Annotated in this window: 19 protein-coding genes, 2 tRNA genes, 1 rRNA gene and 1 pseudogene; 14 read left to right on the top strand and 9 right to left on the bottom strand. The window is 62.5% G+C overall.

Translation table 11 applies throughout. The annotated features are described in order from the left end of the window. Positions 1-12: 12 nt before the first annotated feature. A pseudogene (locus ACCQ00_RS21025) lies at positions 13-404 on the bottom strand (transposase); the annotation flags it as partial. Positions 405-773: 369 nt separating this feature from the next. On the opposite strand from ACCQ00_RS21025, the gene ACCQ00_RS21020 reads away from it, so the two are divergent. After that, on the top strand, positions 774-1,136 hold the full coding sequence (locus tag ACCQ00_RS21020) for a type II toxin-antitoxin system RnlB family antitoxin (RefSeq protein ID WP_080950264.1): 363 nt from the start codon (positions 774-776) through the stop codon (positions 1,134-1,136). A gap of 59 nt (positions 1,137-1,195) precedes the next feature. Here ACCQ00_RS21020 and ACCQ00_RS21015 read toward each other — a convergent pair whose 3' ends face one another. From ACCQ00_RS21015 to ACCQ00_RS21005, 3 genes are read right to left on the bottom strand one after another with little or no spacing between them, the layout of a single operon-like run. Continuing rightward, the gene (locus tag ACCQ00_RS21015; RefSeq protein WP_039584031.1) at positions 1,196-2,725 is read right to left on the bottom strand and encodes a DndE family protein; all 1,530 of its coding nucleotides are present in this window, start codon (positions 2,723-2,725) and stop codon (positions 1,196-1,198) included. A gap of 1 nt (position 2,726) precedes the next feature. Then, a complete protein-coding gene (gene dndD / locus ACCQ00_RS21010) occupies positions 2,727-4,805 on the bottom strand; it encodes a DNA sulfur modification protein DndD (protein ID WP_039584029.1) in 2,079 nt (692 codons plus the stop codon). Next, a complete protein-coding gene (locus ACCQ00_RS21005) occupies positions 4,795-5,010 on the bottom strand; it encodes a DNA modification system-associated small protein (RefSeq protein WP_017154970.1) in 216 nt (71 codons plus the stop codon). Before ACCQ00_RS21005 ends, dndD begins: the two co-directional genes overlap by 11 nt. A 68-nt stretch (positions 5,011-5,078) precedes the next feature. Here ACCQ00_RS21005 and ACCQ00_RS21000 point away from each other — a divergent pair, with 68 nt between their 5' ends. Next, positions 5,079-6,062, top strand: coding sequence for an IS5-like element ISXfu1 family transposase (locus ACCQ00_RS21000; RefSeq protein WP_022557821.1), 984 nt, complete (start codon positions 5,079-5,081; stop codon positions 6,060-6,062). 135 nt (positions 6,063-6,197) lie between these two features. On the opposite strand, the gene dndC is transcribed toward ACCQ00_RS21000, so the two are convergent. Both dndC and ACCQ00_RS20990 read right to left on the bottom strand, forming a co-directional pair. Beyond that, positions 6,198-7,355, bottom strand: a complete 1,158-nt coding sequence (gene dndC, locus ACCQ00_RS20995) for a DNA phosphorothioation system sulfurtransferase DndC (protein ID WP_236493574.1) — start codon at positions 7,353-7,355, stop codon at positions 6,198-6,200. A 130-nt stretch (positions 7,356-7,485) separates the two neighbouring features. After that, positions 7,486-7,767: a helix-turn-helix domain-containing protein gene (locus tag ACCQ00_RS20990; protein WP_052756665.1), complete on the bottom strand. Its 282-nt coding sequence runs from the start codon at positions 7,765-7,767 to the stop codon at positions 7,486-7,488. 162 nt (positions 7,768-7,929) lie between these two features. On the opposite strand from ACCQ00_RS20990, the gene ACCQ00_RS20985 reads away from it, so the two are divergent. The 3 genes from ACCQ00_RS20985 (at position 7,930) to ACCQ00_RS20975 (ending at position 9,466) form a co-directional block, all read left to right on the top strand. After that, complete coding sequence (locus tag ACCQ00_RS20985) at positions 7,930-8,700, top strand: hypothetical protein (protein ID WP_039575679.1); 771 nt, start codon at positions 7,930-7,932, stop codon at positions 8,698-8,700. Between the two features lie 80 nt (positions 8,701-8,780). Beyond that, positions 8,781-9,095 carry a hypothetical protein gene (locus ACCQ00_RS20980; RefSeq protein ID WP_039575675.1) on the top strand — a complete coding sequence of 105 codons (315 nt, stop codon included), beginning with the start codon at positions 8,781-8,783 and terminating at the stop codon, positions 9,093-9,095. Then, positions 9,092-9,466 (top strand): hypothetical protein, encoded by a 375-nt coding sequence (locus ACCQ00_RS20975; RefSeq protein WP_080950263.1) that lies wholly within the window; start codon positions 9,092-9,094, stop codon positions 9,464-9,466. The genes ACCQ00_RS20980 and ACCQ00_RS20975 overlap by 4 nt, the downstream gene beginning before the upstream one ends. 226 nt (positions 9,467-9,692) lie before the next feature. Here ACCQ00_RS20975 and ACCQ00_RS20970 read toward each other — a convergent pair whose 3' ends face one another. Further along, positions 9,693-10,328: a YjaZ family protein gene (locus tag ACCQ00_RS20970; protein WP_503290771.1), complete on the bottom strand. Its 636-nt coding sequence runs from the start codon at positions 10,326-10,328 to the stop codon at positions 9,693-9,695. A gap of 325 nt (positions 10,329-10,653) precedes the next feature. On the opposite strand from ACCQ00_RS20970, the gene ACCQ00_RS20965 reads away from it, so the two are divergent. The 3 genes from ACCQ00_RS20965 to ACCQ00_RS20955 all read left to right on the top strand — a co-directional run bounded on the left by ACCQ00_RS20965 (position 10,654) and on the right by ACCQ00_RS20955 (position 13,807). After that, positions 10,654-11,043, top strand: a complete 390-nt coding sequence (locus ACCQ00_RS20965; RefSeq protein WP_017166597.1) for a YchJ family protein — start codon at positions 10,654-10,656, stop codon at positions 11,041-11,043. 216 nt (positions 11,044-11,259) lie between these two features. Further along, positions 11,260-11,466: a hypothetical protein gene (locus ACCQ00_RS20960; protein WP_039575672.1), complete on the top strand. Its 207-nt coding sequence runs from the start codon at positions 11,260-11,262 to the stop codon at positions 11,464-11,466. A 178-nt stretch (positions 11,467-11,644) separates the two neighbouring features. Then, the gene (locus tag ACCQ00_RS20955) at positions 11,645-13,807 is read left to right on the top strand and encodes a lytic murein transglycosylase (protein ID WP_372354026.1); all 2,163 of its coding nucleotides are present in this window, start codon (positions 11,645-11,647) and stop codon (positions 13,805-13,807) included. 165 nt (positions 13,808-13,972) lie between these two features. Here ACCQ00_RS20955 and ACCQ00_RS20950 read toward each other — a convergent pair whose 3' ends face one another. After that, entirely contained in the window at positions 13,973-14,221 is a 249-nt protein-coding gene (locus ACCQ00_RS20950) for a hypothetical protein (protein WP_236493573.1), read from the bottom strand. A 182-nt stretch (positions 14,222-14,403) separates the two neighbouring features. Between ACCQ00_RS20950 and ACCQ00_RS20945 the strand changes: the two genes are divergently transcribed. From ACCQ00_RS20945 to bphP, 3 genes are all read left to right on the top strand, one after another. After that, positions 14,404-15,669 carry a TCR/Tet family MFS transporter gene (locus tag ACCQ00_RS20945; protein WP_039575594.1) on the top strand — a complete coding sequence of 422 codons (1,266 nt, stop codon included), beginning with the start codon at positions 14,404-14,406 and terminating at the stop codon, positions 15,667-15,669. Between the two features lie 99 nt (positions 15,670-15,768). Continuing rightward, the gene (locus ACCQ00_RS20940; protein ID WP_039575597.1) at positions 15,769-16,362 is read left to right on the top strand and encodes a biliverdin-producing heme oxygenase; all 594 of its coding nucleotides are present in this window, start codon (positions 15,769-15,771) and stop codon (positions 16,360-16,362) included. Beyond that, entirely contained in the window at positions 16,359-18,263 is a 1,905-nt protein-coding gene (bphP, locus tag ACCQ00_RS20935) for a bacteriophytochrome BphP (RefSeq protein WP_039575599.1), read from the top strand. The genes ACCQ00_RS20940 and bphP overlap by 4 nt, the downstream gene beginning before the upstream one ends. Positions 18,264-18,337: 74 nt before the next feature. Here the strand turns inward: bphP and ACCQ00_RS20930 are convergent, their stop codons facing one another. After that, positions 18,338-19,519 (bottom strand): benzoate/H(+) symporter BenE family transporter, encoded by a 1,182-nt coding sequence (locus ACCQ00_RS20930; protein WP_039575605.1) that lies wholly within the window; start codon positions 19,517-19,519, stop codon positions 18,338-18,340. A gap of 746 nt (positions 19,520-20,265) precedes the next feature. On the opposite strand from ACCQ00_RS20930, the gene ACCQ00_RS20925 reads away from it, so the two are divergent. From ACCQ00_RS20925 to ACCQ00_RS20915, 3 genes are all read left to right on the top strand, one after another. Continuing rightward, positions 20,266-21,812: ribosomal RNA gene (locus tag ACCQ00_RS20925) — 16S ribosomal RNA — on the top strand. Between the two features lie 95 nt (positions 21,813-21,907). Next, positions 21,908-21,983 (top strand) — tRNA-Ala (locus tag ACCQ00_RS20920). 18 nt (positions 21,984-22,001) lie between these two features. Beyond that, positions 22,002-22,078: transfer RNA gene (locus ACCQ00_RS20915), tRNA-Ile, on the top strand. Positions 22,079-22,172: the final 94 nt, after the last annotated feature.

The following is a 22,172-nucleotide window of genomic DNA, read 5'->3' as shown; positions in this document are numbered from 1 at the left end:
AGGACACGCCCGCTCGCTGGCCTTGGCCTGGTAGCGGAAGCAGGTCTCGCTCACCGCGAAGGCCTGGCAGGCGTGGCGGATGTTCGTACGCCCGCTCGTGACCGCCGATTGGGCCATCTCGCGTCGCTGAGATGGCCTCACCATTTTTTTGCGAGCGCTTCCTTCAGCAGGTCGGTACTGAGCTGCGCCTCGGCGTACATCTTCTTGAGCCGGCGGTTCTCCTCCTCCAGCTCCTTCATGCGCGCGACCATGGACACGTCCATGCCGCCGAACTTGCTGCGCCACTTGTAGAACGTGGCCGAGCTGATGCCGTGCTCGCGGCACAGCTCCGGCACGGGCGCACCGGCCTGGGCCTGCTTGAGCACGGCGATGATCTGGCTGTCGGTAAAGCGGGACTTCTTCATGGAACCTCCTCGAGAAAGGATACGAGAAAATTCCACTTCTGGCGTCTGCTAATGGGCGGGGGGATTACCCTCGGGTTTGGTGTAGTTGACCAACAGGCTGCTAAGCAGCTCGTCGGGTACCTCATGTGTGCGTGGGCTCATGGTGTCTCCGGGTTAGGTGGCAGTCTCCTGCCTGTGGCCCGGTTACACAAAATCTAGGACACGCCCCGCACTTTGGTTGGGTCAGCGTCACAGGTTGTTCCACATGGATGCACAAGGCGTTAACACTCGTGTTCTTGAGTCCCGCGATGTTGCTGTTGCGCTCGTTAACGATGTTTTGGATACGATTGAAGTTGCTCACCAACACATTGAAGGAACTAAGGGAGGCACATGAAAAACTTTGTTGTTCTTCACTCGCCTACTGAGGCTTTCGCTGTTGTCGTGATGTCCACGGGTGCATCCCTACCTCAAGAAAATCTTGAGGAAGTAGCGCAAGAGCTGCGCCAGCGCCATGTCAATGGCGAAGTCGTATTCGACCTACTGACGTCAAACGGATCCAAAACCCGACGCTACTTCTCAACGGATTTCGATGGCAGAGAGTTCGCTCCTGGTGCTTGTCTAAAGCGTGTGCAAGCTGACGTTGCTTTACGAGAAGCTGCTGCAAAATATATGCATGAGCACGTGTCTGAGTTTGACCTGAAATTGCTCACACCTGCGATGCGTTACGCCGCTAGGCAAGGCATCCCTCTCTGATTTGATAAGCATGCGCTGGACAAGTTAGGTCCAGCGCATGTTTCAGACTAGATTTAACTTTATTTCCATGCCAGCACCCTGCGCGACTTCATGTCGCCGCGGGCGCGAACGTAAGCCTCACCCTTCTTGAGAGAGGTTAGGGAAGCCCCTGCCCCCAAGATGCGCTTGACTGAAGCCTCTCGTGCATTCGTGCCGAAGCACACCAAAAGCCCCATCTCCGACAAGAAATCGTCGTCCTCGCCCTCGAAGTCGTCCGGCTTCTGCGAGATGAGCATGACGGCCGCACCCTTCGAACGGCCAAGCCGGATGAGGTTCGACAAACCTGGGAGCCTGGCTTCCAAAGCGCGGTGGGCCTCATCGATCACACACATGATGCGGAGCGAGCGATTGCCTTCGGCATCGGTGTCCGAATCCTGCTTCGAGTTGATGAAGCGCTCTAGGGCATCCGTTAACAACGCCACGACCGTCACTCGAACGAGTTCCGGGACGCTGGCGGGTAACGAGATGATCCACGACCGGGAGAAGAACTCTTCCGGCGTCATCTTGGGCTCAAAGAGCGGAAGCCTGCACAGATCGACCAGCATGGAGACTGCGCCATCTTCTTTGACCCCGGCAGACGCGTAGACGTCCTCAAGACACTCTTTCACGTCTTCCAGGGTGCAGGGATGGCGGGTGCGCAACGCCTCTTCCAAGGCATCGTTTAGGCGACGGCGCTGCTGGTCCCCTAGCTTGTTCTGCTTGAGATTGCTCAGGCTATCTCGCAAGCGCTGGGCGGTGTTCACTACCCCGTGCTTGCTGTTGTCTGAAAAGGCGAACACGTCCAAAGGAATGGTGATGTTCGGCGGCGATAGAACGACCGCACCAAACGCCTTATCCAACGCGTTGTGCTTGTCCGCCATGTCCCCCTTGAAGTCGAACGCCAACAACGGCACGTTGGTCTGCTCAGCGATAGATCTCAAGACAAATGCTGCTGTGCGGGTCTTACCACTCCCCACGCCACCCATGAAAGCACTATGAGGACTGCCTCCAGGAGCATTGAGCGTCCAGATGACTTCTTCGTTGCTCGACACATCGTGACCGATCTCACCCATGCGCACGGGCACCGGGCCGCGCGATGTCTCTGCCACGGCTGCGGAGGTTCCACTACGACGTTTTTCTGTCACCTCTGGCAGAGCGCTCTCAGCCAGACGGCGCCAAAACTCAGAGTTGTCGCCATCGGAAGCATCGAGCTCCTCAGATAGAATCTTCATGCCCCTCGCCCAGTGTCGCTGGACGACGCTTTGCAGGTCCTTGATGGTGAGCGAACTGCCAGCATGCTCGATAAGGAGCGACACCCAACTGGCTAGGTCGGCCCCCGTCCCAAACAACACATCACCCTTGATGGTCCGGCCCACCTCACCCTCCGCTTTGGAGGGCGGCGCAGGTATGGCCAAAGAGCGGGCCAAAGCCAGCCGCGCAGGGATGTTGAAAGACCCGAACCCGAGTCGATCTTTGACACGCTGGGACAGCTCATCCGTGTCAGCGGTCGAGCGAAAAGCCGTGCCTGCAACCACTTCCAGGGTCAGGTAGTCGTTTGTTCCATTGCTCATTTCAGACTCCCTGCCCATCAAAATAGCCTTCCTCGCACCAGCTACGAGCCACGCCACCCTCGACCTTGTTTCGGATGATGTAGAACTTAGCCACCTTGGCGCGTATCGCGGCAAGGAACTGACCAACCACCTCTGTATCCGTGGAGATCAGAATGACCTGCCCCTTGCGGCTGGTGATGTGTTTCAGCACGTTCAGTCGATGGTTCTCGTCCAACCGACCCAGTGGCGTGTCTACAACCAATGGGAAGGTTCGCTCGGACACTTCAGCGATGGCTGAAAAAAGCGCTTGGGTGAAGATTTGCTTTTCGCCGGCCGACAGGTCGTATTGACGTAGGTCTCGGCCGTCTGGGGAGGCCAGTTCAACGGCGCCCTCCTCATTGATCGTAACGTCCCGCAAGTAGTCACTGCGATGAGCCATGGCACGAATGCCCCGCGTCATCGCTTTTGCCACGGCGTCAGACTGCAGGGGCCAGGCTTCTTCAACCAGATTCCCCAGCATTTCCGCGACCTTCTCAGCACGACCTGCCAACTGCGCCGGCCGCTCTGATTGGTCCAGATGCCCGGTCAGGCGACCCAGCTCGCGCCGCTTTTGTTCCAAGTCGGCCCCGCGAGATTTGACCATGTTGGTCAACGAGCCGCGCTCTTCGCGCATCAGGCCCACTTTCGTGTTCACTTCGTTTAGTTGGTCGCGCTTTTCTTCGACCTGCGGCGTAGCTCCCTCAGTCGAACGAATGACAGCGGAGACTTCGCGAAGCTTGGCAGAACTGCTCTCCATGGTCTCGAGAAGTTCAACGATGCTCGCGGAGGACACAGCCTTGGCATCGCGAAGACGATCCAAGACCCGCTGGAGCATCGGCCCGCGAGCGTGCGCGTGCCTGAAAGAATCGGCTACATCCCCCGGAGGCGGGAACCACAATCGTTCCAAAGCCTTCTCCACGGCCGCGCGAACACCATCCACCTGGCGCTCCAGAAGCTCGGGCTCTACCGTCGGCAGCTGTTCGTTCAAGAACTCAAGGACGCTTGCAGTGCGATCATCCCGTTGAGAGAGCGCAGCTTCCCATTGGTCCAAGCGTGCTTCTTGGTCCAGACGCGCCTCAACTTTTGAAAGCAGTATCCCTCCGGCGAGCGCTAACGGTAGATCTGACTGCGCTGCGGTTACGAGTTGGTCTTGTGCAGAGTTGTAGCGCTTTTCGTAGTCGGCTTGCTCACGGGTTAGCTCCTCCAACTGGGCCCTGGTGCCTGCTCCGTAGCCCAGCTCCCGCGTCAAGGAGTCGCGCAATGCTTCGCTGTCACGGATTTCGTTCTCAATGGTCTGCAGCCGATCTTCGTAGCGCGCCAACTCTTCTTCCATGCTGCTGACAGCCGAATCCAACTCAGCGATGGCCTCATTGCTGACCCCTTTCGGGACCTGGCTACGCTTAGTGTTTGCATAGGTGCGGAGGTCCTTTTGCAGCTGCTTGAGCCAGTTCAAGCCCAGCAGCCCCTCGATTCCTTCCCGCACCTGGGAGCCCATGTCCCGTTCGGCATACACGGCTGCTGACTCGCCGTCGAAAAGGAAGAACCCTGCCAACGATGTAGGGATGAAGGTCTTGGACACCCAGTCGCGATACCAGCCCTCAACGTCATGCTCGGTTCGGCCAGGCCCAATGACCCGCCGACCAATGCCTTGAAAAATCTTGAGTTGCTCGGCCGACTCGCCAGCTTTCAGCTTGCCTTGGTCATTGAAATACCAAGTCCTCTCGATCCAAATGGGATCACCGCCATCATCGATGAACTTCAGCTCGATACGACAGGAAGAGCGGCCATTTGCAAGCGCGTTACCGAAAAGGGCGCGCTCCATGAACTCTTTGAATGACTGCGCCCGCCCTTGTTCGTCGCTGGCAATGCCTGCGCGCAGCACCAGTCGCAAGCCATCGCGGCCGAACAAGCCCAATGCCAATGCCTCAAACAGCGAGGTCTTACCAAAGCCGTTGCGCCCGCCGATGACAACGACGTTCTTAGTCTTACCGGGCGTAGGAAACTCAAAGGTAGCCGACTCGAAAGCCTTCCAGTCTCGCAGACTGATCGACTCAAGATGCATTGTCGGCCTCCTCTTCATACGTCTCACCCAGCACTTCGTCGAAGGCCTCCCAGAGGCCATGACGGCGCTGCATCGTGCTCTTGTCGACAACCTCTTCAACGAGCCTGCGGAGGTCGTTCACCGGCAAGCCGATCTGACGGCAGTGTTTACGAATCAACTTGTTGCCCGCCTCTTGGGCGAAAAGCGTTACGACGTCACGTGGCATCTAAGGAAACTCTGAACAATCCGTCCTGATCTGCCACAATCGATCATCGACCCGAGTAGACGATTTCGATGCAGCTGACCTTCGGCGACGCGGAGTACGACGGCAAGCGCAAGCGGACGCGGCGTGAGGTGTTTTTGGCCGAGATGGAGCAGGTCGTGCCGTGGAAGGAGCTGCTGGGGCTGATCGAGCCGCACTATCCGAAGTCGGGGCAACCGGGACGACAGCCGTATCGGCTGGAGACGATGCTGCGCATCCACTTTTTGCAGCAGTGGTATGCATTGAGCGATCCATCGGCGGAAGAAGCCTTGTACGACACGGTGTCGATGCGCCGTTTCGCCAAGATCGGCGGGCTGGATGAGGTGCCGGACGAGACGACGATTCTCAACTTTCGCCATCTGCTGGAGCAGCACGATTTGGCGCGCAAGCTGTTCAATCGGGTGAACGCGCATCTGTCGCGCAAGGGTCAGAGCCTGCGCGGCGGGACGATTGTGGATGCCACGATTATCTCTGCGCCCAGTTCGACCAAGAACAAGGACGGTGAGCGCGATCCGGAGATGCGCCAGACCAAGAAGGGCAACCAATACTTCTTCGGGATGAAGGCGCACATTGGAGTGGATGATGAATCCGGCCTAGTGCACCACGTGGAATGCACGGCAGCCAACGTGGCGGACATCACGCAAGCGCACAAGCTGCTGCATGGCAAGGAAGACACGGTGTGTGGGGACAGCGGCTACACCGGGCTTGAGAAGCGCGATGAGATCAAGGGCAAGCGCAAGCTACGCTACCTGATCGCGGAGAAGCCCTCGAAGCTGAAGCAGATCAAGAACAAGCGCGAACTGAAGTTGGCCAAGCGCTGGGAGCACACCAAGGCCAGCCTGCGTGCGAAGGTGGAACATCCGTTTCGGGTGATCAAGCGCCAGTTTGGCTATGCCAAGGTGCGCTATCGCGGCCTGGTCAAAAACACCGCGCAGGTGCTGACGCTCTTTGCGCTGTCGAACCTGTGGCTGAAGCGGAAGCAGTTGATGCCTGCCGTTGGGAAGTTGTGCCTGTAATGGGGAGAACGCCCCGAGAATGCGCTGGAAACAGCGAAAAACCGAAGGTGTGAGCGTAGTCAGCGCTACCGATGCGGGTCGACGCATCCTCTGGCCGCATTGATCAGACCATCCCTAAATCTTCCCCCTGTGTCCTTACTTGGAACCTGCAACGGCCCGTGCTTCATCCACAGACCTGGTGGCAAACATGCTGGCGTCTTCGGCCCAAATCTCTCGAATTCGGATGACCTCAGACTCCTCAATGATCTTGCTCTTGGTTTCCCGTTCGAGCGCCAGAACCCGGTCTAGAACCTCTCGACGCGTTTCCAAAGTGAAGGGGCCTGGAATAAAGACCCCATCGTTGGTGATGGTCAACTTGCCATTTCGGCGGCGAGCCAAACGACGCTCGGGGTCATTGCGAATCCCAGCCAGCCAATCCCGAAAATTGATCAAAGGGCTGAACTCGCCGTAGCCCGCCTCGACGAACCCCATAAGGCTCTTGTCCTTCTCTACCACTGTGCATGTCCAGCAGCCAAACCGAGAGTTCGAGGTTCCACAGCCTGGCGCATCATCCTGGGACAACACGGTCGGGCATTCGGCCGCGCCTGCGTCCATGTAGAGCTGGATCAGCGCGCTGTGCGACCCTCCCCACGGCGGGGGCGTGAAGGCTAAATATTCCCAAACTTCGTCAGTGGACAGCTCCACGATGGGGCGGAAGACCATGCAGTTGAGAAGGTCGTTATGCCGATTGAGCCGTTCACCGTTGTCGTAGCGAGCAACGGTAGCGGCGCGCGTGGAGCTCTCTGAGCGTCGGACGCCCAGAAGAAGGATCACTTGCCCTGCCATGTCTGCTTGCGAACGGATGTATTGGCTCGTCGGCTGGATCTTCATCCGGTCCGTGCACCAGCGAAACGACCTGTTCGGTGGCGGGTATCCCCTGCCAATCAGGTTCACCCAGAAGGTGGAATCCGTTTCAGGGCGTGTGGTCACCACTCGAACCGGCATCCGCCAAGCATTGGCCGCGTGGTCGATCTCTGACTGGACCGTGGCAACGTGGGTGACAACCAGTGGGCTTTCCACAAGGGTGTCATTGGACACGATATGAACCTCTCGCGTCCGCTCGTGCGGAGCAAGAGACATCAGGACATCGAAGACCAGATGCGTAACAAGGGTGCTGTCTTTGCCACCGGAAAAGCCGATGACCCAGGGGTGTTGATGATCGGCCAGGTATTCCTCTCGGATGTCCTGCTGAATGCGCTGAATTTTCTTCCCGAGCGCGGGGTCCATCTGGGGGCGGGGACGTGCAATGCTCATCATCAGATTGTCTCATAGGCTTCATGCAACCAAGCCGGGCGAGGCCGCAAAAAAGGCCTCGCCATCGTGAGAAGCCTTCTATCGATGGGTCTCGGCGACCGCTCTACGGCCTCGCTCAAGTCGCCCAGAGCTAGCCTGAAGAGCCGTCGGAAGTCAGATGGCTCTTGACGAGGTCTAGCACGGCTTGCTGACGCTCTTCGGGCAGCCGAGCGACCAACAGGATGACCTCGGCCAAGACATCAGATCCGGCGTGGAAGTATGCCTCCGGAACCCCCAAGACATCGCTCAAGGCAGCCAGGGTCTCATGATCCGGCTCGCGCTCTCCTCGCTCATAGCGGGAGAGGCGTGACGAGGCGGCTTTCTCATTCATTCCCAGCATCGCTCCCAGTTCGACCTGCGACAGGCCCGCCACACGTCTGGCCGCGCGCAAGCGACGACCAAAGACAGAACTGGTGGGCAGGGGTGCAGGCATAGCGAGCTAACCAAGGGCTGACCCGCAAGTCTGCACCGACTAGCATCCTAGCGCACTTATCTGCCAATATGGCAGATACAACCACGCACCCAAAGAGGGCTTATGGCAGTTCCAGGACGGGGAGTGCTTGTTGCGCTCCTAGCATTGACGCTTGGCTCAACGGCGGCGAAAGCACAAGAAGACGCGTCTAGCCTTCCGCAGAAGCCTGGCTTCTTCCGACAGTTGGGTAAGGGCTTGGCGGACACCGGCAAGCAGATGGTCGGCATCAAGCCGAAAGCCTTTGGAAACGGCACGGGCCAGGCGAGCGGTGGCGCCATCTACACCCCCGTTGCTGGTGCCGGGAGGATCCAGGGCCTCTTCAACGGGGACAACCATCAGTCGGCACAGCTCGGAAAACTGGATTGGCCCCGTGTGGCGTTGACCTTCACTGAGTGGGGCTCGTCGCTGCCCTGCTGGACCGTGGAGGCCCGCATCTGGACGAGCCCGACGGCATCGAGCACCGAGACGTTCCGGACGTGCGCCGATGCAGCCGTTACGGAAGCCGATGACCTGGGCGAGGTGGCGGAGCTCAACACGCCGGCTCTCTGGAAAGGCCGGGACGTGCTCAACGGCATTCGCGTGCCGCCCGGTAAGCCGAACACCGGCACTCAGCGGTCCACCGGTCCGAATCCGCCGGCCCAGCCGTTCGTCGTCAACGTTTCTCGACCTGGTGTTTCGGACAAGGCGGTGGATGTAGCCCTCCGGGTGGCGTGGGTGTCCGGCTTCCTCCAGACCGCCGACCTGCACCCGGGGCCCAGCGGCCTCCTCACCCCATTTAAGGACACCCGGATGTGGATCGCCGGGTTCAAGCCCGACGGCAACCGCGACCGGTAGGCAGGCACTCGCCTTCCCGCCTCCGATCCCTCTTGCGGGCCGGCCTGCCGGCCCGCACCACCCAGCAAAGGAACGACAGAATGAAAAACACATGGATTGGCCTGGCCGCCCTGGCCTCGGCCGTTGGCCTCACCGCGTGCAGCGGAAAACCCTCGTCGGGCGACGCCAAGCAGGCGCTGGCCACCCTCTTGGAACAGAGCGGCGCCGGGCGCGTCCTGGAGGTCCGGGACTTCGAGCTGAGCGGTTGCACCCAAGCCGATGGCGCGGACGGCTACCGCTGCGACACCCGCGGCCAAGTGGTGCTCGAGATTGCAGGTCGTCAAGTCCCGCTCCCGGTCAACAAGAGCCTGCGCTATGCCAAGGCCGATAGCATCTGGAGGGCATTCACCCAATGAGCAAGGATCCGATGGCTGGAACGTCCGTCGGCGCCGTCGGTGGCTTTCGTGGGGACGGCGCCTTGCGCGCTCCTCCCAAGAAGGTCATGACCCCGCATACGAGGTTCTTCTGCTGGTTCTCGCTGAGCCTGCTCCTGCTCGGGCCCTTCGGGTTCATCGTGGGCCCCTTGATGGCTCGCCGGGGGCTGCGAAAGGTCGAGCGGCTGTATCCGCAGGAGGCCTACGCAGCTCGGCAGCGCGATACCGGATTTCATTGGGGACAGTGGTGGGTGATGACGCCGCTCGTGGTTACTATGGGCGTGGGGTCCTTGACCATGCTGAAGTCGCTGCCGATGTTGCTGCTGGTGCTCTGGGCCCAGCTTGCTACCTGAATCCTAAATGTTAAAATTTAGGAAAACACAGTTCCACTTGAACTGGCATGCATGGTATTGCAATTGCAATACACCCGAGCTAGCATGCGCCCCAAGAGTTCCGTAGCCGGTAACCAGGAACCGCCCACCCGCCTAGCGGGTCTAGCAATGCTGGTAAGAGGACCCCCGGACCGCGTCAACAAAAAGCCCCGCTTGCGGGGCTTTTTGCTTGTCTGCGCCAGCACAATCAGGGGGCGATGAGCTTCGCACATTGGCCAATAAAGTTTTGGCGATTCTCCCACTGCACTCCATGAGGCAGTTCCTTTACATAGGCGCTCTGAACGTAGAGAAGCACCTTACGAGGTGTGCTCGCTGGAGCAGTTAGCGTAAAGAAAGCTTGATAGCACGGCCCACGCTTACCCGCACCCTCTGGCCGCCAGATCATGTAGTTGTCTTTCCTCGCTCGATAGCAGGCAGTCTTGCTATTTCCAAGACCTCGGACCATTTCCGGCAACACTAGGGATCGCTCGTAGCGATCCAACTCAAAGCAGCGCTTGTGCCCGCCAGTATCGAACCAGATCCTCGAATCGTCGGGGCCACCTGTGCCGTGGATAGATGACTCGAATTGCTCAGATACGACATGGCAGTCGAAATTGACGGTCACCAACACGTCTAGCGCCGGGAACTTTCCATTGGCAGGACGCGAAACCTGGAAGTCGAAAGGCCAGAGATGGTCGAATGCATACGTGACACCTTCGATCTCTCGAGGGCGCCACCATCCGAACTTTGAGGGACCTCGGTAGTCCCTACCGTTGTGTGTGGCCCCTGACCACACTTCCAGAGCTCCTCCGAGCTCAGACTTTGCATCGAGACTGTCAGCCATCCTGGACTCATTGTCATGGGCTTGGAAGCTCATCCCCAAACGGACAACGCTACTTCCCCGCTAGCCCAACAGGTTACACCCCTGGTTCCGTATATCCATCTTGGACTAGCCCGCGCTATCCAAGGAAAGCTACAATGGCGGTTCACAAGTCAGGACACATCCCTGGTTTGCGTCCTGTAGGAGAGTCAGGAAGTTGGATCGGGATCAGTCGATCCCCCTCTCCCTGCGGGAGATGGGTGAGGGTAGGGGGCGAAGCCTCGTGTTGTTCGATAAGAGGCCGCTAAACAACGCCCCAATCCCCAATCCCATCCCGCACAATCCCCGCATGCCAACCTCCACACCCACCGACCCCTGTCCCTGCGGCCGCCCCGCCAACTACGCGCAGTGCTGTGGCCCTTACCACGCCGGCGCCGCCGCGCCCGACGCTGAGACATTGATGCGCGCCCGCTACAGCGCCTATGTGCGCCGCGATACCGCCTACCTGCTGGCCAGCTGGCACCCGTCCACGCGCCCGGCCGCGCTGTCGCTGGACGAAGGCGGGCGCACCACCTGGCTTGGCCTGACCGTGCAGCGCACCCTCGAGACCGGCCCCGAGACGGCCGAGGTGGTCTTCCTGGCGCGCTATCGCATCGGTGGCGGCAGCGCCGTGCGCATGACCGAACACAGCCGTTTCGTGCGCGAAGCCGGCCACTGGTACTACCTCGACGCGCGCTGAGCACGACCTGGGCCAGTCGCTACCGCAGCCCAAGCAACCCCAACCACGTCTGCACACGCGCGCAGCCAACCGACTCGTCCGCATCCCAACGCGCAGCCCTGAAGCCCGGTTCAGCCCGACGAACGGCATCCAGACCCGCCATTTGTCGACGCCGCGTTCGCAGCCGATCGCCGAAGCTTGCCGCGCAGGCGAACTCCGCCGCGGGGGACTTGGATCATGGCAACCTTCAATCTCTGGCAATGGGCGATTCTGGCGGCGGTCGTGTTCGCGGTCGTGCTGCCGGCGTGCGTGGCGACCGCACTGATTCGCTTCGGCCCGCGCCACGACGTACCGCGCCACGCCCGCACCCGCCGAGTGACCGAAAACGCTCCGTCCGCGCCGGCCCTGTCGATGCTGACCGGGATCACCGGCGAGGGCAGCTGAGCCAGTCGGGCCGGCGGCACCATCGCTCGCACCGAGCCGCCGAGCTCGCCCGGGAACGCCTCGCCTATCGCCATCCTGCACGCCTGCCACCATCCAGGTTGGCTATGCTCGGCGGCTCGACTTGCCGCGCAGGAGCATCCCACTGCATGACCTCTGCCCTCCCGCCGGCCATCGCGCCATGACGCTGTCCCGGCGCGCATTGCCGCTCGTGTTGGGGCTGCTGCCGCTGGCAGCCTGTGCCGATCCGGCCTTCGACCGCTGCCTGGCCGGCCTGCAGACCCAGGCCGCTGCCAAGGGCGTGGACGCTGCCAGCTTTCAGCGCTTCACCGCCGGGCTGGCGCCCGATCCCAGTGTCCTGCCACTGCTGGACGCGCAGCCCGAATTCACCACGCCCATCTGGGATTACCTGGCCAGCCTGGTCGACAGCCAGCGCGTCACCGATGGCCAGGCCATGCTGGTCACCCACCGCGAACTGCTCAGCCGCCTGTCCGAACAGACCGGCGTGGACCCGGCCACCATCGTGGCGGTGTGGGGCGTGGAGAGCGATTACGGCCGCGTCACCGGCAAGCACCCGCTGCTGGTGTCGCTGGCCACGCTGTCGTGCGCCGGCCGCCGCCAGCCGTTCTTTCGCGGCGAATTGCTCGCCTTGCTCAGCCTGCTGCAGCAAGGCGATCTGTCGGCGGACGGACTCATCGGCTCCTGGGCCGGCGCGTTCGGGCAAACCCAGTTCATGCCTTCGACCTACGCCCGCATCGCCGTGGATGGCGACGGCGACGGCCGCCGCGACCTGGTGACCAGCATCCCCGATGCACTGGCCTCCACCGCCAACTATCTGGTCAAGGCCGGCTGGGAACGTGCCCGTCCGTGGGGCATGGAAGTCACCCTGCCGCGCGGCTTCGACGCCAGCAAGGCCGGGCGCACCCGCCGCCAACCGCTACAGGCCTGGCAACGCGCCGGCCTGCTCGGCACCGACGGCAAACCGCTGGCACCGACCGGACTGCCGGCAGAAACGCCGGCCGCCTTGCTGCTGCCGGCCGGTGCCACCGGCCCGGCGTTCCTGGTGTTCCGCAATTACGACGCGATCTACGCCTACAACGCCGCCGAAAGTTACGCGCTGTCCATTGCCCTGCTCGCCGACCGCCTGCGTGGCGGCCCCGGCCTGATCGCGGCCTGGCCCACCGACGACCCCGGCCTGGGCCGGCCCGAACGGCGCGAGCTGCAGCAGTTGCTGCTCGCCCGTGGCTACCAGATCGGCGAGGCCGACGGCATGGTCGGCAGCGCCACCCGCCGCGCCATCCAGGTCGAGCAGACCCGCCTGGGCCTGCAACCGGCCGACGGCCGTCCGGGCCAACGCATCCTCACCGCGCTGCGCGCCGCCCCGCCGGTGGCCGGCGCCGCCCCCATCCGCCCCACCGCGTTCAAGCTGCCGGCTGCATACCCGGCCTTCGCCCAATCCCCCAGCGTTTACAAGGCATCCCCCATGTCCGACACCATTGGCCTGACCACAGGCGATTTCCACGGGTTTCCGTCGCTGCTGATCGAAACGCCGTTCTCCACCGCCGCCATCAGCCTGTTCGGTGGCCAGCTGCTCTCGTTCGTGCCCAAGGGCGGACAGGACGTGATGTGGCTCTCGCCCATCGCCAAGCAGCCGCCCACACCGATCCGCGGCGGCGCGCCGGTGTGCTGGCCGTATTTCGGCCGCCAGGACCAGACCGGCGACGTTCCCGCCCACGGCTTCGTGCGCACGGTGGCCTGGCAACTCACCGAAAGCCGCCGCGAAGACGACGGCACCGTGGTGCTCACGCTCACTCCGCCGCGTTTCGACGACCTGGCGCTGGGCCTGCGCATGACGCTGCGCATCGGCCGCACGCTGGAGCAACGCCTGATCACCGAAAATACCAGTGCCGCTCCGGTGCGTTTCACCCAGGCGCTGCATAACTACTTCCGCGTCGGCGACGCGCTCAAGGTCAGCGTGCAGGGCCTGGACGGCCTGGACTATCTGGATAAATACGAGAACTACGCCACCGCCCACCGCCAGCAAGGCGACTGGAGCCTGCGCGACCCACGCGATCCTGGCCGTAGTGACCGCATCTACATCGACGCCGGTGGCCGCTACACGCTCACCGACCCGGTGCTCGGCCGCCGCATCGTCATCGCTACCGAAGGCAGCCGCTCGCTGGTGGCCTGGAACCCGGGCGAAGAGGCCGGCAAGAAGATGGCCGACGTGGGCGAGGGCTGGCGCGACTATGTCTGCCTGGAAGCGGCCAACGCCGGCCCGGACGTCATCGAACTGGCTCCCGGCGCCAGCCACACCCTGACCCAGATCATCAGCGTCGAGTAACCGAGCGCCGGCACCACGCCACGCCAGCCACGCCAGCCACGCCAGCCACGCCACCGCGCTGCCTTCTCCCGCCTGCGGGAGAAGGTGCCCGAAGGGCGGATGAGGGCCGGCGACCAGGCCAGGCACTGCGTACCCGGACGTCACCGAGGTCGCTCCCGGCGCCAGTCACACCCTGACCCAGACCATCAGCGTCGAGTAACCGATCACCGGCACCAGCCACGCCACCGCGCTGCCTTCTCCCGCCTGCGGGAGAAGGTGCCCGAAGGGCGGATGAGGGCCGGCGACCAGGCCAGGCACTGCGTACCCGGACGTCACCGAGGTCGCTCCCGGCGCCAGCCACACCCTGACCCAGACCATCAGCGTCGAGTAACCGATCACCGGCACCAGCCACGCCACCCACGCCAGCCACGCCACCGCGCTGCCTTCTCCCGCCTGCGGGAGAAGGTGCCCGAAGCGCGGATGAGGGCCGGCAGCCAGGCCAGGCACTGCGAACCAGACGCAAGGCTGCGCGGGGCCACGCAGCGCAACCAATGCACCGCCGGTAGCTGCCCTCCCTCTGCCGCTACACTGCCGGCCTCACCACCCCGGGCCGCGCGATGTCCCTCTCTCCCGATTCCGCTCCCGTCCCGGGGCGCCGCCGCGCCGCGCTGATCTTCATCTTCATCACCGTCCTGATCGACGTGCTGTCTTTCGGGGTGATCATTCCGGTACTTCCGGATCTGGTGCGCCACTTCACCGGTGGCGACTACGTGGTGGCTGCCGGCTGGATCGGCTGGTTCGGCTTCCTGTTCGCTGCCATCCAGTTCGTCTGCTCGCCGTTGCAGGGCGCGCTCTCCGACCGCTTCGGTCGCCGCCCGGTGATCCTGCTCTCGTGCCTGGGCCTGGGCCTGGACTTCGTCCTGATGGCGATCGCCCACAGCCTGCCGATGCTGCTGCTGGCGCGGATCATCTCCGGCGTGTGCTCGGCCAGCTTCTCCACCGCCAATGCCTACATCGCCGATGTCACCCCACCGGACAAACGCGCCGGCGCATTCGGGATGCTTGGTGCTGCCTTCGGCATCGGCTTTGTTGCCGGCCCGTTGATCGGCGGTTGGCTGGGCAGCATCGGGTTGCGCTGGCCGTTCTGGTTTGCCGCCGGGCTTGCCCTGTTGAACGTGCTGTATGGCTGGTTCGTGCTGCCCGAATCGCTGCCCGCCGAACGCCGCACCGCGCGGCTGGACTGGTCGCACGCCAATCCGCTGGGCGCGCTCAAACTGCTGCGCCGCTACCCACAGGTGTTCGGCCTGGCGTCGGTGGTGTTCCTGGCCAACCTGGCGCACTACGTCTATCCCAGCATTTTCGTACTGTTCGCCGGCTACCAGTACCACTGGGGCCCGCGCGAAGTGAGCTGGGTACTGGCCGGTGTCGGTGTCTGCAGCATCATCGTCAACGCGTTGCTGGTCGGCCGCCTGGTGCGCCGGCTCGGCGAACGCCGCGCGTTGCTGTTGGGGCTGGGCTGCGGGGTGATCGGCTTCATCATCTATGGGCTGGCCGACAGCGGCGCTGCCTTCCTGGTCGGTGTGCCGATCAGTGCGTTGTGGGCCATCGCCGCACCGTCCGCGCAGGCCCTGATCACCCGTGAGGTCGGCGCCGACGCGCAAGGTCGCGTGCAGGGCGCGCTCACCGGTCTGGTCAGCCTGGCCGGCATCGCCGGCCCATTGCTGTTCGCCAATGTCTTCGCCTGGTTCATCGGCAGCGGTGCGCCGCTGCATCTGCCGGGCGCGCCGTGGTTGCTGGCCGCTGTGCTGCTGGCCGCAGGCTGGGGCATGGCCTGGAAACGGGCGGCGCGCGGCGCCGGCACCGCACCCGCGGCGCAGCCGTGAAGCCAACCTATTCAGCTTGCGCTCGCGTCTGCTTTTTCCGATTTGCGCAGGCACTGCTAGGCTGGTGTCCTTCGTGCCGCGGCACCGCCTTGAGCCCCTATGGTTTCCGACGTCCTGGCAGTTCCGCCATCGGCTGCGTTCGCGCTGCGCCATGCCACCCAGGATGCCCATCGCCTGGTCGAAGCAGTGCCGCTGATGCAGGCGTTAGCGCAGGGGCAGGTCGATTCGGCGGCCTATGCGCAGATCCTGCGCCGCCACCACGCCTTGCTGGCCGGCTTCGAAGCACAGTTCGGCGACTGGCTGACCACCTTGGTCGGCAACGGCTGGCAGTACCGCCGGCGCGTGCCGGCACTGCGCGATGACCTGCGCGCGCTTGGCCAGCAACCGGATCTACCGGTCGCACTGCCCGCCAGTGCCGACGATGCCGCACGCTGGGGCATGTTGTACGTCATCGAAGGCTCGCAGCTCGGTGGACGGGTGATCGCTCGCAGCTTGCGCAAACAGCAGCCCGCGCTGGCCGGCGCCCTGCGCTATTTCGAGATGGCCGACGACGACCCGGCCGGCTGGCGCCGCTTCCAGGCAGCGCTGGACCGACGCCTGGCCACCCCATCCGCACGCGACGCCGCCATCGACGGCGCGCAGGCCATGTTCGCCCACTTCCATACCTGCCTCGCAGCGGAGCCACAGCCGTGAATCAGCCCACTCAACCTCTGGATATGGATGTCTGCGCGCGGGAACCGATCCATATTCCCGGCCTGATCCAGCCCTACGGCGTGTTGCTGGTGATCGAACCGGCCGATGGCCGCATCGTGCAGGCCAGCAGCACCGCCGCCGACCTGCTCGGCGTGCCGATGGATGCCTTGCTGGGCATGCCGTACACCCAGGTGCTGGAACTGCCCGACGCGCAACCATTTGCAGTAGACGATCAACCGCAGCACCTGCTGCACGCCGATGTGCGCTTCCCGCAGCGCAGCGCGCCGACCGATCATCCCTGGGTCGCCGCCTGGCATCTGTATCCGGAGCAGTGGCTGATCGAAATCGAGCCGCGCGACGCGCGCCTGATGGATGTCACCCTGCGCGAAGCGCTGCCGCTGTTGCGCAGCATCGAGCGCGATGTGGGCATCGACGAAGCGGCCGTGCGCGCGGCCAAGGGCCTGCGCAGCATGATCGGCTTCGACCGGGTGATGGTGTATCGCTTCGACGAAGAGTGGAATGGCGATGTCATCGCCGAAGCGCGCCAGCCCGAACTGGAGGCCTATCTGGGCCTGCATTACCCGGCCAGCGACATCCCGGCGCAGGCACGCGCGCTGTACCTGCGCAACCGCGTACGCCAGATCGCCGATGTGCGTTACCAGCCGTCGCCGATCCAGCCCACCTTGCATCCGCGCCTGGGCACCCCGGTGGATCTGAGCGATGTCAGCCTGCGCAGCGTCTCGCCGGTGCATCTGGAATACCTGGCCAACATGGGCGTCAGCGCCACGTTGGTGTCCTCGATCGTGGTCAACGATGCGCTCTGGGGGCTGATTTCCTGTCACCACTACAGCCCGCACTTCACCAGCCATGCCATGCGCGATGCCACCGATGCGGTCACCCGCGCGCTGGCCGGGCGCATCGGCGCGCTGCAGGCGGTGGGGCGGGCGCGGCTGGAGTCGGTGCTGCTCACCATCCGCGAAAAACTGATCACCGACTTCAACGACGCCGAGCACCTGACCGTCGACATGCTCGCCGACATGGCCCCGGACCTGATGGACGTGGTCGATGCCGATGGCGTGGCAATCTTCCACGGCAACGAAATCAGCCGTCATGGCAGCGTGCCGGATGCAGAGGCGTTGCGCCGCATCCGCGACCACATCGAATCCGAGCACCACGACGCCCTGCGCGAGGATGCGGTCGGCGCCCTGCATGTGGACGCCATCGGCGAGGTGTTTCCCGAGCTGGCCGACCTCGCGCCGCTGGCAGCCGGTTTCATCTTCGTGCCGCTGATGCCGCAATCGCGCAGCGCCTTGTTGTGGACGCGCCGCGAGCAGGTGCAGCAAGTCAAATGGGCCGGCAACCCGCAGCTGGCCAAGCTGCAGGACATCCCCAATTCGCGGCTGTCGCCACGCAAGAGTTTCGATCTGTGGCAGCAGACCGTGCGCGGCCGCGCACGGCGCTGGTCGGCGCTGCACCTGGAATCGGCGCGCAGCCTGCGCGTGCTGATCGAACTGATGGAACGCAAGCGCTTCCAGCAGGATTTCACCCTGCTCGAAGCCTCGCTGTCGCGGCTGCGCGACGGAGTGGCCATCATCGAGCGTGGCGCCAACACCGCCGCGCACCGGCTGATGTTCGTCAACCCGGCGTTTGCCGAACTCAGCCAGACCGAAGTGGCCGACTTGATCGGTTGCGACATCCTCGCCCTGCTGGCCGACGATGCCGCCCGCGGCAAGGTCGAACTGCTCGAAGAGGCGCTGCGCCTGGGCCGTGCCGCCTACGTCACCTTGCCGCTGCGCACCCGCGATGGTGCACCGGTGTATCGCCAGTTCCATCTGGAACCCTTGCCCAGCCCCAGCGGCGTCACCGCGCACTGGCTGCTGCAGTTGCGTGACCCGGAGTAAGAACGCTGCGATCACCGGCATGCGGCCAGCGCATGCGCCTGCCGCACCGCTTGCTCCATCCGCGGGCACGCGTGCTAAGGCGCTGCTTTCGTCCGCAAGGCCAGCAACGTGACCGTTCCGGCCACCAGGCCCCAGAACGCCGCGCCGATCCCGCCCAGCGTCAGCCCGGAGGCGGTGACCAGGAAGGTGATCAACGCCGCTTCGCGTTCGCTGTCCTCGCGCAATGCCGCCGCCAGGCTATTGCCGATCGTACCTAGCAGTGCGATCCCGGCAATGGCCATTACCAGTTCACGCGGGAAGGCCGCAAACACCGCGGCCACGGTCGCACCGAACAGCCCGACCACCACGTAGAACACACCCGCGCTGACCGCAGCGGTGTAGCGCCGCGCCGGATCTTCATGCGCTTCGCGACCCATGCAGATCGCCGCAGTAATCGCCGCCAGATTCAACGCAAAGCCGCCGAACGGCGCCAGCACCGTATTGACCGCACCGATCCAGCCGACCGTCGGTGACATCGGCACTGCATAGCCGGACGCCCGGATCACCGCCACGCCGGGCACGTTTTGCGAGGCCATGGTCACCACGAACAACGGAATCGCCAGACCGAATAGCGCCGCCCACGATAGCGACGGCATCACCAGCACCGGGTGGGCCAGTTGCAGCTGCACGGACTGCAACCGCAGCAGCCCCCCGCCGGCAGCGATCGCAATACCCACCAACAAGGTCGCAATCACCGCATAGCGCGCAAACCAGCGCCGCCCGCCCAGATAGGTCGCCAACATCGCCAGCGCCAGCAACACCTGGCTCTGCATCGCCACAAAGAGGTCCAGGCCGAAGCGCAACAGCACGCCGGCCAGCATCCCGGAGGCAAGCGAAATCGGAATCCGCCGGATCGCCCGTTCGAATAATCCCGAAAACCCGGCCACCATTCCCAATACCGCGGCCACCACGAACGCACCGACCGCCTCGCCTAATGGCACCCCGGCCGCACTGCCGATCAGCATCGCCGCGCCCGGCGTGGACCAGGCCGTGACCACCGGCACGCGGTAGCGCAGCGACAAGCCGATACACGTCACCCCCATGCCGATGCCCAGCGCCCACATCCACGACGCCACCTGCGCCTGGTCGGCGCCCAGGTGGCGTGCCGCCTCGAACACGATCACCGCAGAGCTGGCGAATCCCACCAGCACGGTGACAAAACCGGCGGCAATCGCAGGCAGGGAGAGATCACGAAGCACATTGCGGGAAGCGGGCATGAGGGCGCTCTGTGTCTGGTACATGCATTTTCATCGAGCCAACCTGCGATCGATACCGCAGCGTTGCGTCGCTGGGTGTCGATCAGTGAGCTGGCACCCAGCGTGCGTGGGGACGCGGCTGGAGTGCGCAATCGCGTGCGATATCTACGTGGATAGGGGCCGATGTCATGCCAGTGTCAAAAAGTGCTTGCACTTCTGCGTGGTCTCGACAAACTGCGCGGCCTCGCTCGGGACGGCGGCGCTTCTCGAAGCATCGCACCAAGGAACGAGGCGAATCGGAAACATCACAAGGTGTTGACGAAACGAAAAAGCCGGCTATGATGGGCGGCTCTCTACACGGAAAGACGCTACGGCGGATCGAGGTGCAGCGGCGGCAACTTCCTCTTCACGAGGGGTTGACGAGGATGAAAAGCCTGCTAATATGGCCGGCTCGCTTCGCAGAAAACCTTCGGGTCGAAACGAAGCAGCGTCAACCACCTCGAAATGAGGTGTTGACGGCAAGAAAAAGTCCGCTATAATGAGCGGCTCGCTTCGACGGAAACGACGAAGCTGACGGGAACGGCGCTGAGGCCACTCCCCAGGTTCTTTGACAGTGTGCGCAGGTAATTTGTGCGGACGCCTGCAGGAAGGATGATTGTCCATCTTGCAGACGTTTAATCAAGCAACATATTAATTGCTTTGCAAGCGATAAGTTGCCAGTGGTTGGACTTCTGCAGCTAAAGTATTTGCCTTCGGGCATGTAATTTTAAGTGAAGAGTTTGATCCTGGCTCAGAGTGAACGCTGGCGGCAGGCCTAACACATGCAAGTCGAACGGCAGCACAGTAAGAGCTTGCTCTTATGGGTGGCGAGTGGCGGACGGGTGAGGAATACATCGGAATCTACTCTTTCGTGGGGGATAACGTAGGGAAACTTACGCTAATACCGCATACGACCTACGGGTGAAAGCGGAGGACCTTCGGGCTTCGCGCGGTTGAATGAGCCGATGTCGGATTAGCTAGTTGGCGGGGTAAAGGCCCACCAAGGCGACGATCCGTAGCTGGTCTGAGAGGATGATCAGCCACACTGGAACTGAGACACGGTCCAGACTCCTACGGGAGGCAGCAGTGGGGAATATTGGACAATGGGCGCAAGCCTGATCCAGCCATGCCGCGTGGGTGAAGAAGGCCTTCGGGTTGTAAAGCCCTTTTGTTGGGAAAGAAAAGCAGTCGGTTAATACCCGATTGTTCTGACGGTACCCAAAGAATAAGCACCGGCTAACTTCGTGCCAGCAGCCGCGGTAATACGAAGGGTGCAAGCGTTACTCGGAATTACTGGGCGTAAAGCGTGCGTAGGTGGTGGTTTAAGTCTGTTGTGAAAGCCCTGGGCTCAACCTGGGAATTGCAGTGGATACTGGGTCACTAGAGTGTGGTAGAGGGTAGCGGAATTCCCGGTGTAGCAGTGAAATGCGTAGAGATCGGGAGGAACATCCGTGGCGAAGGCGGCTACCTGGACCAACACTGACACTGAGGCACGAAAGCGTGGGGAGCAAACAGGATTAGATACCCTGGTAGTCCACGCCCTAAACGATGCGAACTGGATGTTGGGTGCAATTTGGCACGCAGTATCGAAGCTAACGCGTTAAGTTCGCCGCCTGGGGAGTACGGTCGCAAGACTGAAACTCAAAGGAATTGACGGGGGCCCGCACAAGCGGTGGAGTATGTGGTTTAATTCGATGCAACGCGAAGAACCTTACCTGGTCTTGACATCCACGGAACTTTCCAGAGATGGATTGGTGCCTTCGGGAACCGTGAGACAGGTGCTGCATGGCTGTCGTCAGCTCGTGTCGTGAGATGTTGGGTTAAGTCCCGCAACGAGCGCAACCCTTGTCCTTAGTTGCCAGCACGTAATGGTGGGAACTCTAAGGAGACCGCCGGTGACAAACCGGAGGAAGGTGGGGATGACGTCAAGTCATCATGGCCCTTACGACCAGGGCTACACACGTACTACAATGGTAGGGACAGAGGGCTGCAAACCCGCGAGGGCAAGCCAATCCCAGAAACCCTATCTCAGTCCGGATTGGAGTCTGCAACTCGACTCCATGAAGTCGGAATCGCTAGTAATCGCAGATCAGCATTGCTGCGGTGAATACGTTCCCGGGCCTTGTACACACCGCCCGTCACACCATGGGAGTTTGTTGCACCAGAAGCAGGTAGCTTAACCTTCGGGAGGGCGCTTGCCACGGTGTGGCCGATGACTGGGGTGAAGTCGTAACAAGGTAGCCGTATCGGAAGGTGCGGCTGGATCACCTCCTTTTGAGCATGACGTCATCGTCCTGTCGGGCGTCCTCACAAATTACCTGCATTCAGAGATGCGTATCGGCACAGGCCGGTATGCGAAAGTCCCATCATGGGGCCTTAGCTCAGCTGGGAGAGCACCTGCTTTGCAAGCAGGGGGTCGTCGGTTCGATCCCGACAGGCTCCACCATTTGAGTGAAACGACTTTGGGTCTGTAGCTCAGGTGGTTAGAGCGCACCCCTGATAAGGGTGAGGTCGGTGGTTCGAGTCCTCCCAGACCCACCACTCTGAATGTAGTGCACACTTAAGAATTTATATGGCTCAGCGTTGAGGCTGAGACATGTTCTTTTATAACTTGTGACGTAGCGAGCGTTTGAGA

It is taken from the genome of Xanthomonas sp. NCPPB 3761, assembly GCF_041475705.2.
GTDB classification, from domain to species: Bacteria; Pseudomonadota; Gammaproteobacteria; order Xanthomonadales; family Xanthomonadaceae; genus Xanthomonas; species Xanthomonas phaseoli.
This window is presented reverse-complemented; position numbering and strand designations above follow the sequence as displayed.